Source organism: Mesorhizobium sp. M7A.F.Ca.CA.002.05.1.1 (genome assembly GCF_003998335.1).
Taxonomy (GTDB): Bacteria; Pseudomonadota; Alphaproteobacteria; order Rhizobiales; family Rhizobiaceae; genus Mesorhizobium.
Genome location: NZ_RZQI01000082.1, coordinates 1 through 11979, shown reverse-complemented (window position 1 = coordinate 11979; position 11979 = coordinate 1). Strand labels below are relative to the sequence as shown.

Annotated in this window: 13 protein-coding genes; 5 read left to right on the top strand and 8 right to left on the bottom strand. The window is 60.3% G+C overall.

Annotation, left to right across the window (positions count from 1 at the left end):
- From EN939_RS06810 to EN939_RS06795, 4 genes are all read left to right on the top strand, one after another.
- Positions 1-938, top strand: a 938-nt coding sequence (locus EN939_RS06810) for a glycoside hydrolase family 25 protein (protein ID WP_245473054.1), incomplete at its 5' end; no start/stop codon positions are given.
- A gap of 152 nt (positions 939-1090) precedes the next feature.
- Positions 1091-1699: a class I SAM-dependent DNA methyltransferase gene (locus EN939_RS06805; RefSeq protein ID WP_127267409.1), complete on the top strand. Its 609-nt coding sequence runs from the start codon at positions 1091-1093 to the stop codon at positions 1697-1699.
- 119 nt (positions 1700-1818) lie between these two features.
- On the top strand, positions 1819-2784 hold the full coding sequence (locus EN939_RS06800) for a DUF3592 domain-containing protein (RefSeq protein ID WP_236382785.1): 966 nt from the start codon (positions 1819-1821) through the stop codon (positions 2782-2784).
- Between the two features lie 129 nt (positions 2785-2913).
- Entirely contained in the window at positions 2914-3477 is a 564-nt protein-coding gene (locus EN939_RS06795) for a hypothetical protein (RefSeq protein WP_245473053.1), read from the top strand.
- Positions 3478-3496: 19 nt separating this feature from the next.
- Here EN939_RS06795 and pqqE read toward each other — a convergent pair whose 3' ends face one another.
- The 8 genes from pqqE to EN939_RS06750 form a co-directional block, all read right to left on the bottom strand.
- A complete protein-coding gene (pqqE, locus tag EN939_RS06790; RefSeq protein ID WP_127267407.1) occupies positions 3497-4618 on the bottom strand; it encodes a pyrroloquinoline quinone biosynthesis protein PqqE in 1122 nt (373 codons plus the stop codon).
- Positions 4615-4911: a pyrroloquinoline quinone biosynthesis peptide chaperone PqqD gene (gene pqqD / locus EN939_RS06785; protein ID WP_127267406.1), complete on the bottom strand. Its 297-nt coding sequence runs from the start codon at positions 4909-4911 to the stop codon at positions 4615-4617. Before pqqD ends, pqqE begins: the two co-directional genes overlap by 4 nt.
- Positions 4908-5666 carry a pyrroloquinoline-quinone synthase PqqC gene (pqqC, locus tag EN939_RS06780; RefSeq protein WP_127267405.1) on the bottom strand — a complete coding sequence of 253 codons (759 nt, stop codon included), beginning with the start codon at positions 5664-5666 and terminating at the stop codon, positions 4908-4910. Before pqqC ends, pqqD begins: the two co-directional genes overlap by 4 nt.
- Positions 5663-6601: a pyrroloquinoline quinone biosynthesis protein PqqB gene (pqqB, locus tag EN939_RS06775; RefSeq protein WP_127267404.1), complete on the bottom strand. Its 939-nt coding sequence runs from the start codon at positions 6599-6601 to the stop codon at positions 5663-5665. The genes pqqC and pqqB overlap by 4 nt, the downstream gene beginning before the upstream one ends.
- Positions 6602-7016: 415 nt before the next feature.
- Positions 7017-7577, bottom strand: coding sequence for a PQQ-dependent catabolism-associated CXXCW motif protein (locus EN939_RS06765; protein WP_127267403.1), 561 nt, complete (start codon positions 7575-7577; stop codon positions 7017-7019).
- Complete coding sequence (locus EN939_RS06760; protein ID WP_127267402.1) at positions 7574-8467, bottom strand: substrate-binding domain-containing protein; 894 nt, start codon at positions 8465-8467, stop codon at positions 7574-7576. The genes EN939_RS06765 and EN939_RS06760 overlap by 4 nt, the downstream gene beginning before the upstream one ends.
- Entirely contained in the window at positions 8439-8963 is a 525-nt protein-coding gene (locus EN939_RS06755; protein ID WP_127267401.1) for a c-type cytochrome, methanol metabolism-related, read from the bottom strand. Before EN939_RS06755 ends, EN939_RS06760 begins: the two co-directional genes overlap by 29 nt.
- A gap of 176 nt (positions 8964-9139) precedes the next feature.
- Positions 9140-11041, bottom strand: a complete 1902-nt coding sequence (locus EN939_RS06750; protein ID WP_127267400.1) for a methanol/ethanol family PQQ-dependent dehydrogenase — start codon at positions 11039-11041, stop codon at positions 9140-9142.
- Positions 11042-11727: 686 nt separating this feature from the next.
- Here EN939_RS06750 and EN939_RS06745 point away from each other — a divergent pair.
- Positions 11728-11979: hypothetical protein (locus EN939_RS06745; RefSeq protein WP_127267399.1), on the top strand; the 252-nt coding region annotated here is incomplete at its 3' end.

The window sequence follows — 11979 nt, the reverse complement described above, 5'->3', positions numbered from 1 at the left end:
CAAGGGGCAACAGGGCGGCAAGGGCCGGATTGGCTCCCATGTCTGACAACGGTCCGGGGGAAAAACCGCGCCCGTTCGGCTTGGCGGAGGAGGAAGAGACGGGCGTGTTTGCCGCGCCCGACGTGCCTGATCCCCAAGTGCCTGATGTCGGCGGGCTGCCGGTCGAGCCGGCAGCCTTGGTGTCGCCGCCCAAGCTGTTGACCCGCGCGGCACCGGCCATGCTGGCCGGGCCGCTCACCCGTTACGGATTTCGCGACGCCAAGCCGATCAATTTCGGCAAGGGTTCGCCTCGCCGCCTTGCAGTGCACGGCGTCGACGTCTCGCGTTGGCAAGGCAACGTCAACTGGGACAAATTGCGGGCCCAGGGCGCCAACTTCGCCTACATCAAGGCGACCGACGGTGGCGACCACCTCGATCCGATGTTCATGAAAAACTGGCGCAGCGCCGACGCCGCCGGCTTGAAGCGCGGCGCCTACCATTTCTTCTACTGGTGCCGCACGGCCGGCGAGCAGGCGGACTGGTTCATCCGCAACGTGCCCAGGGTCGAAGGCGCACTGCCGCCGGTGATCGACGTCGAATGGAACGGCGAGTCCAGCTGCAAGCGGCGGCCGTCGCGCGAAAAGGTGCTGGAAAAGATGCAGGTGTTCATGGACAAGCTGGAGCGGCATTACGGCCAACGTCCCATCATCTACACCGCGCCCGATTTCTACCGCGACAATCTCAGGGGCGAATTCCTCGACTATCCGTTCTGGCTGCGTGCCGTGGCCCAGCATCCGTCAAAGGTCTATCCCGGCCGCAAATGGCTGTTCTGGCAGTATTCCGGCTCCGGCCTGTCGCACGGCGTCACCGGCCGCATAGACCTCAATGTCTTCCATGGCGACGAACGGCAATGGCGCGCCTGGGCCGGCGGCCGGCAGACGGTAGCCGACGCCAACTGAGACAGTCGTCAGTCCCGGCGCACTTCGCTCTGCCTGATGTCCGCGGTCTGGGCAACGCGACATCGGGCTGCTCGATGGACACGCTTCCGCCGGCAGCATTCGCTGAGGAAAGTGTCCGGCTCTTTGACCGACATGGACGCATGGGAGGAAAGATGGGTGTGTCATCGGAGGCTCTGGCACAGAGCCGTCAAACGATCAGCGCTTACGAGGATTATGCGGAACAATATGATGCCATCGTGCGCCATGTTCCCAACGAGAGGGAGCAGGCATCGCTCAAGCGCCTGGTGGCAATCGCCGGTACAGGCGGCCGGATTCTGGAAGTCGGGTCCGGAGCCGGATACGACGCGGATTTTCTGGAGACTTTGGGTGTCAAAGTCCGGCGCACCGACGCGACCAAGCGGTTTCTGGAACTGCAGGCCGCGCGTGGCAAGCATGGCGAGTTGCTCGATCTCATCACCGATGATCTCGGCGGCCCCTACGACGCGGTTCTGGCCCTGTGCGTCCTCATCCATGTGCCTCGCGACGAGACCGACCAGGTGCTTGCCAAGATAGCCGGGTCGCTGCGCCCGGGCGGCGCCTTTCTCGTCTCGATGCGTAATGGCGACGGCGAGACATCAGGCGAATATCATACGGTCTACTGGCGCAGGGACGACTTCGCGGCCCGTCTCGAAGGCGCCGGGCTCGTCCTCATCAGGGACGATTTCAACGTCGGCCGCGATAGCGAAGAATGGAACACGTTCCTGGCCGTGAAGCCTGCATGACGCGGCGTGGGCTGTTGCCGTTTGCGCTGCTCAACCTTTTCAGATTTTGCGAATAAGCAAGACATTGCCGCAGCCTTGCTGTCTATGTGCGAGTTCCTGCACTCCTGGGGGGAGACGAGTTGGAACTCAAGATCATGCTTGTCGGCTTTGCCTGCGTGGTCGCGGGCGCGCTGTCGTTCATCACCTTCATGAAATGGCGAGAGGTGAAGGCACTCAGCCGCTGGCTGCCGACGCCGGGAAAGATCATTTCCTCGCGCGTCGAGGCACGTGAGGTCAGAAACTCGGGCGTTGGTTCGGACAGCACTGACACCACCGAAATGCGCAATTTTCCGGCGATCACCTTCGAATACAAGATCGGCGGCAAGAAATTTCAAAGCTCGCGCTACAGCGTGAAAGAGAATTTGGGGAATTTCGAAGTCACGGAGACCCTTGCCCAGTTTCCCCGCGGCGCGGAGGTGACTGTCTTCTACAATCCGGCCGATCCGAGCAAAGCGGTGATCGAGCGCACCCTGCCGGACGGCGCCTTCAAGTTCATGGTCCAACTCTCGGCCGGCCTAGTGTTCGGCGCGGTTGTGCTGGTGTTTTCCGTCGGCGGTGTTCTGGAGGCGATCGGGCCGCATTTGCCCAAACCGCAGAATCTCGGTGCCGCGGCGTTGCTGCTTTTTATGGGCTTGTTCATCCTGAGCATCGGTTTCGCCCAGAAAGCGTTGGCCGAGCAGGCGGCAAAATGGCCGATCGTGGTTGGCCGCATCGACACTTCAGGTCTGCAGGCGCTCCGAAACCATTCAGGCTATGGCCGCTGGCGCACCGTCTTCAAATCCCGCATCGTCTACTCCTATGGCGTCGCCGGCCAGCGCTACAGCGCCGATCGTGTAACGTTCGGCGCCACCGTGACCGCCTCGCTGTCCGGCCTCGTCGGCGGCCAGGCACGGCAGTATATCGAAGGCAGCAAGGTCGACGTCCACTATGACCCCGCCAACCCCGGCTCGGCAGTGCTCGAATGCCGGGTCCGGGGGCTTTGGCTGCTATGGACCTGCTCGGCAGGTTTTCTCGGTGGCGCGGCCTTTCTGCTCGGGCTGGTTTGAGCGTGCCAGCCGACTTCGCCAATGCCAATTCAGACGGCTCCGCATGGGATGCCTTTACCTTGACAGGATGCAGCGATGAATAGGGTGCGATCGATCATCTGGGCCTGCGCCCTGCTTGCATCCGCGACAATGTCCGCGATGGCAGACGAGCCGGCGCCGTCGCGCTCGCCGATCGACAAATGCGTCTGGGAAAGGTTGTCTGACAAAAATATCGGGCTGGCCGCCTGGGCGCAACGCTGCGACTTCGGCTTCCGCCAGATTCATTTCGAATTCGCCGACAACGCGCTTGCCATCAAATACAGCGACGGCGGCGCGGCCGATCCTCTCGTCGAACTGTTCGACATCATATCGGGTGAAACTGCCGAGGCTGCATTGCGCCGCCTGTTCCTGGAAAAAACCGACAAGACTGTCAGCGCCCGCTGCGTGCTGACGCCTTACACGCAGGGCACGGAGCCTGCAGGCGTCAAACGCTACTCATTCAGCCCTGACGCCTCCTATGCGGAAGAACTCAAAGCGCTTGCCAGTTCCGACGAGGTTCCCGAACCGCCCTGCGGCGACTGGGGTGAAATGCCTGACGGCATCCAGTATTTCGAGGTGCCGGCGGGTGAGGGGCACAGGCTTCTGTTTGTGCGCATCGGCCAGGACGAGCCATTGTTTGACGAGCAGACGCTTCGCGTTTTCCGGAGGGGGTGAGAAGCGCTTTCTCGCCAGGTCAGGCGGATTCGGTCATGGCACCGATCCGCCGGTAGACGAACGGTTCTTCTCTCGAAGGAGCTGTGGCAATGCGCTTGGCTTCGTCGATCAGCATTGCCATGCGAGCATGGATCGGCGATTTCGCGCAAGCGGGGTCCGTTGCAGCGGCATCGCCGGCGATCGCCATCGCCTGGCAGCGGCAGCCGCCCCAGTCGATCTCGCGCCGCTCACAGCCGCGACAGGGTTCCTGCATCCAGTCCGTGCCGCGAAAGGCATTGAACCCCGGTGAATCGGCCCAGATCGAGGACAGCCTGCGTGGTTCGAAACGCTCGAAGCTGAGCGACGGGATCGTCTGTGCGGCATGGCAGGGCAGTACGGTGCCGTCAGGCGTCACCATGAAGGCGTCCCGCGCCCAGCCGCCCATGCACGGCTTGGGATAGATCGCGAAATAGTCCGGCGTCACAAAATCGATGTTGATGATGCCGGCCAGTCGCTCCTGTGCCTCCGCAACGATCTCCGCCTGCCTGTCGACCGCTTCACGCTCGGGCATCAGTTGGTCGCGATTGGTCAACGCCCAGCCGGCATACTGCACATTGGCGATCTCGAGCCTCTCCGCGCCCAGCGAAAGGGCGAGATCGATGAATTCCGGCACTTCCTCGATGTTATGGCGATGGATCGGTGCGTTGATGGTAAGAGGCAGACCGGCAACGCGCGCGCGGCGTGCCGTCTCCAGCTTCTTTTCGTGAGCGCCCTTGTGGTTGCCGATGCGATCGGTGGTCGCCGGCCGCGCGCCCTGAAAGCTCAGTTGCAGATGGTCGAGGCCGGCTTCGGCAAATGCCTCGATACGGCCCTCGACGATGCCAACGCCCGCGGTAATCAGATTGGTGTAGACGCCGCGCCCCGCAAGCCCGGCGATCAATTGCTCGAGGTCGCGGCGCAGTGTCGGCTCGCCACCGGACAGATGCACCTGGAGCACTCCCAGATCGGCGGCCTCCGAGAACAGGGCGAGCCAGGTCTCTGTGTCGAGTTCGCGATTGGCCTTCAGCAGTTCCAGCGGATTGGAGCAATAAGGGCATTGCAGCGGGCAGCGATGCGTCAGTTCCGCCAGCATGCCGATTGGAGGGAGGAGGGGCGTGCTCATAACCTCACCAGCAGCTTGTCCGACCATTCCTGCAGGAAGGCGAGGACGTCGGTCGCCACGGCCTCCTGTTCGGCCTCATAATCCGCGGCAAGGCCAGCAATGATATCGCCTGCCGTTGACCGTCCATCGCAGCGGCGCAAAATATCGAGACTGACATCGTTCGGCCAGAATATCTTTTCGGGTGAAAGCACGGCGAATGCCTGCCGCACGGAATCGTATTGTATGCGCACGTGTTTCGGCAGCGAAGGTACCGATCGCAACGACACCACGGCTCTTTCGCGCAGCGCCATCATTGGGCTGCCTCGGGCTGGAAGGCGCCGGGCGGTATGTTTCCCTGCTCGCCATAGGCGTGTTGAAGCGCGTCAAGCATGGCCCAGAGTATATCGCATTTGAACACCAGTGCATCGATTGCCTGCTGCTGGCGCTCCGCCGTATCGGCATGGCTGAGCACGTAGGCGAGGGCGAAGTCGGCGTCACGCGAGGCCTGTTCGGGCCGTTGCCTGAAATAGGCCAGCGTGTCCTCGGTGATGTAGTCGTATTTGGCCAGCATTGCCGGCACCCGCTCGCCGATGATGAGTGGCGAGAACATCTCGGTCAGCGAGGACGCGACCGCCTCGAACAACGTCCGGTTTGTGCAAAAGGAAAGGTAAGCGCCCACCGCGAAGCGCGTCGCCGGCAGTGCCAGCCTTTCGCTCTTCACGGCCTCGGCGTCCAGGCCGAGCGAAGTTGCCAGATGCAGCCAGCGCGCGATGCCGCCGCTCCAGCCGTCCTCGCCGTCATGATCCTCGATCCGCTTGCGCCACGCGGCGCGAAACGCTGGATCCTCGGCATGCACGAGTATCATGGCATCCTTGCGCGGGATGACCGCCTGATAGCAATAGCGGTTCAGCGCCCAGGCCTTTATCTCGGCCTTCGACAATGCGCCGCTGGTCATCCTGTGGTGAAAGGGATGGCGATTGTGATAGCGCTCGGCGCCAACCTGCCTCAGCACGGCTTCGAGAGCGCTCTTGGAGAGTCCGCCTTTGGCTGCATCGCGGAAGTCGCTCAAAATTCCATCTCCATACCGTCGCTTGCGATTTCCCAGCCGGCCGCCTTGACCGCCGCGTGCTCGGCGGAATTCTCGTCAAGGATGGGATTGGTGTTGTTGATGTGGACGAAGACGCGACGGCCGACCCTCACATCGGCCAAGCCTGCGATCGAACCCGATTCTCCCGAGATCGCCAGATGCCCCATGCGCGCGCCGGTTTTCTGACCGACGCCGGCGACGATCATCTCGTCGTCGGTATAGACCGTGCCGTCGAACAGAAGCCAGGCGGCATCGGTGAGACGCGTGCGCAAGGCCGCATCGATGCGCGCGCAGCCCGGAATATAGAAGACGGAGCCGCGGCTGCCGATGCCGGCAATTCGGACTCCGATCGTATCACCTGCGTCGGAGCTGAAATTGGCATCCGGATGGTCTCTATCCTCCAGATAGAGTGCTATCTTCCCGGGCACTGGAAAGGGCTCGATCATTACGCCGGTCTCGCGGCCTTCTGCGTCGCAAATGGCCAATTCTTTCGCCGGCGGCAGGATGCGCCGCGGCACAAGCGCTGGATCGAGAACGTTGAAAATCGAATTCGCCTCCAGCGTCGCCAGAACCTGCGCCGTTGCATAAATGGCGAAAGGCTGCCGCTCGCGCAGGCTGAGCAGTCCAGCGATATGATCGACATCGGCGTTGGTCAGCACCACCGCGCGAATAGGCGTGGAGCGCAGCGGCGCATCGCCCGCAGGCTGCAGTTCAGGTGTTGCAGCGATTTGCTGGCGAATGTCGGGCGAGGCATTGAAAAGAACCCAGCCGAACCCGTCCGCGGAGGCGGCGATACTGGACTGGGTTCGTGAATGCACCCCGGCCATGCCGGTGCGAGCCGCACGACTCAGACGGTAGTTGCAGTTCCATTGCGGAAAGCCGCCGCCCGCCGCCGATCCGATGATCCTCAAATGCATGAAAATGCCCGCGCGCCGGCTTCTCTGACCTGCAGGCAATTTGCAGTCACAAAAAACGCTTCGCGCGCTTTGCGTGCGTCAAAATCTTTCACGAAAATCCATGGGGCGAGGGGATGCGCGCCCCTGTCGCCAGGGACGCGCACCTCTGCGGCCTACTTCTTGGGAGTAATTTCAGCAGGCAGATACCGTGAAATTTCGAAGCCAGCGGCAACCTGACACATGGTCGGTTTTTTCCAGTTCTTCTTCATGACATTTCTCCTCTTAATACCAGCCCGAAGGGACCGATCCTGTCGTTAGCCAACCATTGCAGGGCACCGACGCAATGGCTCGTCCATCAAGTCTCAAAATGGACAAATGAAACAATAGGTTTTGAAAAGTTGAAAACCAACTATCGAGAATAATTGCAGTCCTTACTTCAATTGTTCGTTGTATAGGGTTTTTTCTCCTCCAGTGGAAGGTTTGCATCTTCCCACCCATCAGCGCCGAGCGGATACCAGATTACCGAACTGTAGCCCCACTCGACGGCCCGTTTCGCCGCATTCCACGACATCCAGCAATTCGTCATGCAGTAGAACAGAATCGCGCGCGACTTGTCCGTCCCGGCCTTGGCCTCGAGGCCTTGGCGAAAATAGCTGGCGGTCTCCTGCGAAATAGCGCCGTATCCCACATTGGCCAGCCATATGCTGCCTGGGATGTCCTTTCTGACCTTGTCCCTCCATATGGTTCCTGCCGGCAAATTGGTCGGTTTGGGCGTGTCCGGCATCACGTCGAAGAAGATCGCCTTTTTCGCCCGCCACAGCGCTTCCGCTTCCACCGTCGTCACCACCCTCGCGCCTTGCAGCGTCCGCGGCACCGGCGCCCGATAGTCGTCCATCCGGAAACCGCTGGGTTCGGCGACATCGCCAGCCCATGTCGGCTCGGTCAGACCCAGAAGGCTCGCGGCGACCAGCAAGAAAATAGTCTCCCTTCCATTCATTGGGTAATCAGGTTGTCGTGTTCGTCGATCAGCGGCACGTTATAGCTCAGCAGGATCCTGGTGATCTCCGCCTGGTTTTCCCTGATCACTCGGTTGAGCGTCCGCTTCCATTCCTGGTCGGACGGACGTACGCCCATGGTAATGCGGTAAGACATGCGCGAGCCGGTTTTTTCCTTCACCAGTGGAACGATCGTCACATCAGCTCCGAGTTCCTTGGCATAGTAACCTGCCATCGGTCCCCACAGCACCGCCGCATCGATCTTGTGTGCCAGCATGTCCTTGATCATGACCTCCCCCATGGATGGGGTGACGCGGGTATCCACCGCAAGCGGATAGATCTTGGCGGTCCGCAGGAGCTTGTTGGCGGCCATGTTGGCGGTTGGCGGCGTGCTTTCAACGACGCCGATCGTCTTGCCCTTGAGTCTGGGATCCTCGATCGTTTCCACGCCTTCCATATCGTGGCTTTTCGGATGCACAAGCACATAGGCGGAGCGATAGTAGGCGTTGGTGTTCTGCACCAGCTCATCGCCCTGGGCATAGCCCATGATGATGTCGCATCGGTTGGCCCCCAACGTATTGCGCACGAAGCCGGTGATCGTGGGAAACCAGGTGTAGGAGACGGACTTGCGCCCGGTTTTCGCGGCAACCAGCTCTGCCAGCTTGTTTTCGAATCCTTCGCCGCTCTTGTCGGTGAAGGGCATATTCGAGGGATCGGCGCAGACGCGCAAGATGTCGGGGTCGACCAGTTCTCCCGCCGCACCAAGGCCGGCGCTTTGCGCATGCGCATTCGACGGCAGCAAGGCGAGCGTGCCGAGGATCGGCAGAACGACGCGCAGCTTCAATGCATCGCGGCCAATCATGTCACCCACCCATGCAGGATGCTTCGGCATCCTTCGCCGCCTGGGCCTTGTCTTCGTGCTTGGGCGGCCGTCCGCGGGGCGCCGCGCCATCTGCGCGCGCGCGCAGGTAGATGTAGAGGTCGTCCATGTAGCAATAGACATTCTTGTTGTCGCCAAAGGCAGGCATGACGTTTTCCTTGCCGCCGCCGACATTCTTGCGGCCCTCGGCGACGATCGAGAGGAACGTGCCGTAATCCATGTTTTTCAGGCTGTTGACCAAAGCCGGCGCATAGCTCGAACCTGTTGCATCCTGTCCGTGGCAGACATGGCAATCGGAGTGATACCGGCGGTAGCCGCTGAACGTGTACCAATCGACGGTTCCGTTTTCGATATTGTAGGTCGGATTTCCATCCGCATCCAAATACTTGCCGCCTTCTTCCTTCACCGCCTTGGCTTTTTCCATGCTGTCGTCGGCCTGGGCGACGCCTGAGCTTGCCAGAGGCAGCAGAGCCAGGACCAAAGCCGAAATTACAATGCGAACGGACATTCAAACTTCCTTCATTTGCCAATGGACACGGTTTTGCTGGCGCGACCGGCATTGATCGGTGTTTTGGGTGCGTAACCGAATCGAGAGCCCGGCCATGGCTTCCGGATGATCCGGGCTCTCGTTCTTCAAGCCTTTGGTCTCACAAGACCTGAGGCGTTCTCAAGGTTCCCAGCGCATCAATCCGGGAGACCGAAGACGGTGAGCTGACCGCCCAGCGTCGTGTAGTCGGCAAGTGCCGCGTAGCCACCGACGGCACCAAGACCAGCGGTGCCAACGACGGCGGCCTCATCGCCTTGGGCACGGCCCTGATCGACGGCGCCATGCCAGGCAGCGGCGTTATCAGGCGAAAGCAGGCCGCCTGCCAGGCCAATACCTGCCCAGCCGCCAACACCCGACAGAACGGCGATGTACTGCTTGCCGCCCTGCTCGTAGGTCGTGATGTTGCCGATGATGCCGGACGGGGTCTTGAACTTGTAGAGTTCCTTGCCGTCCTTATCGACCGCCTTGATGTAGCCTTCGAGCGTGCCGTAGAAGACGACGTCGCCATCCGTGGCCAACGCGCCAGACCACACCGAGAACATCTCGGGCTTCGACCAGACGATCTCACCCTTGGCTGCATCCCAGGCAATGAAGTTGCCCATGCTGCCGTCGCCGCCAGGGGCCGGGTACATCGACACGGTGGCGCCAACATAGGGCTGACCGGCGGTGTAGCTTACCTTGTAAGGCTCATAGTCCATGCAGACATGGTTGGTCGGGACATAGAACAGCCCGGTCTTCGGCGAGTAGGCGGCCGGCTGCTGGTCTTTGGTTCCAAGCGCGGCCGGGCAGATGCCGGTCGAGTTGGTGTCTTCGCCGTTTTGCTGGGTCGAATATTTCGCCACGACCTGCGGGCGGCCATACTGATCGCTCTTTGGGTCCATGTTGACTTCCGTCGCCCAGTTCACCGACGGATCGTATTTTTTGGCGACGAGAAGGTCGCCGCTGGCGCGATCCATGGTGTAGGCAAAGCCGTTGCGGTCGAAATGCACCAGCACATCGTGCTTGGCGCCGTTGACCTCCATGCCGTCGACGAGGATCATCTCATTGACGCCGTCATAGTCCCATTCGTCATGCGGGGTCATCTGGTAGAGCCATTTGGCAACACCCGTGTCCGCATCGCGGGCCATGATCGTCATCGACCAGCGATTGTCGCCGGGGCGTTGTACGGGGTTCCACGTCGAGGGATTGCCGGTGCCATAGTAGACCAGGTTCAGCTTGGGATCATAGGAATACCATCCCCATGTCGTGCCGCCGCCTGTCTTCCACTGCTCGCCTTCCCAAGTGTTCGTGCCGGAGTCCTTGCCCACCGGCTTGCCGAGATGCGTGGTCTTTTCGGGATCGATCAGGGTGTCTGCGTCCGGACCTTCCGAATAGGCTTTCCAGGCGAGTTTGCCATCTTTCAGATTGTAGGCGGCCAGCCAGCCGCGAACACCGAATTCGGCGCCGGAGACGCCGATGAGCACCTTGTCCTTGACGACGACGGGGGCAGCCGTACCGGATTCGCCTTTGCCGCCATCGGTCTGGTCACCGTTCTTGACCGACCAGACGACCTTGCCGGTCTTCGCATCGAGGGCGACGACCGTGGTGTCGGCCTGATTGAGAATGATCTTGCCGTCACCATAGGCAACACCGCGATTGACCGTATCGCAACACATGATCGGAATGACGTTGGGATCCTGCTTGGGTTCGTATTTCCAAAGGATCTTCCCGTCATTCTTGAGGTCGAGCGCAAAGACATTGTTCGGGAAAGGCGTGTGGACATACATCACATCGCCGATGATAAGCGGTCCACCCTCGTGGCCTCGCAGCACGCCGGTGGAAAAGGTCCACTTGACCTGCAGGTTCTTCACATTGTCCGCAGTAATCTGGTTGAGTTTGGAATAGCGGGTGTTGGCGTAGTCACCCGTCTGCATTGCCCAGTTCTTCGAATCCGAAGCCAGCTTTGCAAGGTCCTCGTTAGCCGACGCCGTATAGGCCGCGCCGAGCGACAGAAACGCCGCAGTGGTTAGAATATAGGTAGCTTTCGTAAGTACACGCATCCGAATTCCTCCCGAGGTTCATAGTGATGAATCATTTGCTGAGCCCACAAGGGCTTGCCCAAGCGATTCACGGGGGGGAAATATTTCCGGCAGCGTGTCACGACCTAAGCCAGATGTGCAGAGGGCACCGTTACTGCCCACCTCACCTTGGCCTACGAAAGACTGTCGCCGCTCCCTAATGACGGTGACGCCCTTGAAGCCGGAAACAGGGTGAGGCTATGTCATCGCAAAACGCTAGGCAAGCAAAAAAGCCTGGGTGTCTTTTTGCACCGCAATATCGTGAATGATGCGGTGCAATATAAGGAAATAACTAGGACAGTATTGGTTAGATAAAGTATTTCTACTAGCTAAATAACGGTTGACCGCATAAAATTTGATTATTTTTTGAGTTTTACATTTCACCTAAGCAAGGATTTTATTTAGCGGTATTCACTTCGATGTCTCGGCCTGGCCATCTACGTGCTGCATGGAGAATCGATAGTGGGCCAAGCATGAGATGATCGTTGGAGTTGGGGTGTGGAGCGGGCCATCAGGCCGCCATGCGGAACCACGGTCGATGAGTACCGCATTCCTCCTTTGGTCGTATACGGAAGCCATGGGCGCTTGACTGACTCTGCGGCTCGTTGCCAACTGCCACGGTGATCCCGACTTGGCACATCGCGCCCAGGCTAACCGGAGGTTTTCCCATGATCAGATATGTTGGATTTTCGACCTTGCCGCTGCTCCTGGCCGCGCCGCTGGCCTTCGCAAACCCGGCGGGCGCCGCGGGAGATTACCCGACAGCAACGATTGCCGATTACGTGCTCGGCTGCATGCAGACGAACGGCCAGACACGTAAGGCGCTGGAAAGCTGTTCCTGCTCGATCGACGTCATCGCCTCGATCCTTCCGTACGACCACTATGAGAGGGCCGAGACTTTCAAGAGTATGTCTTTGACC

Bases quoted from the DNA above. Each gene is read 5' to 3' on its own strand.
- EN939_RS06805 (WP_127267409.1), top strand. From the start codon at position 1,091: ATGGGTGTGTCATCGGAGGCTCTGGCACAGAGCCGTCAAACGATCAGC.
- EN939_RS06795 (WP_245473053.1), top strand. From the start codon at position 2,914: ATGTCCGCGATGGCAGACGAGCCGGCGCCGTCGCGCTCGCCGATCGAC.
- pqqE (WP_127267407.1), bottom strand. From the start codon at position 4,618: ATGAGCACGCCCCTCCTCCCTCCAATCGGCATGCTGGCGGAACTGACG.
- pqqD (WP_127267406.1), bottom strand. From the start codon at position 4,911: ATGATGGCGCTGCGCGAAAGAGCCGTGGTGTCGTTGCGATCGGTACCT.
- pqqB (WP_127267404.1), bottom strand. From the start codon at position 6,601: ATGCATTTGAGGATCATCGGATCGGCGGCGGGCGGCGGCTTTCCGCAA.
- EN939_RS06765 (WP_127267403.1), bottom strand. From the start codon at position 7,577: ATGAATGGAAGGGAGACTATTTTCTTGCTGGTCGCCGCGAGCCTTCTG.
- EN939_RS06760 (WP_127267402.1), bottom strand. From the start codon at position 8,467: ATGCCGAAGCATCCTGCATGGGTGGGTGACATGATTGGCCGCGATGCA.
- EN939_RS06755 (WP_127267401.1), bottom strand. From the start codon at position 8,963: ATGTCCGTTCGCATTGTAATTTCGGCTTTGGTCCTGGCTCTGCTGCCT.
- EN939_RS06750 (WP_127267400.1), bottom strand. From the start codon at position 11,041: ATGCGTGTACTTACGAAAGCTACCTATATTCTAACCACTGCGGCGTTT.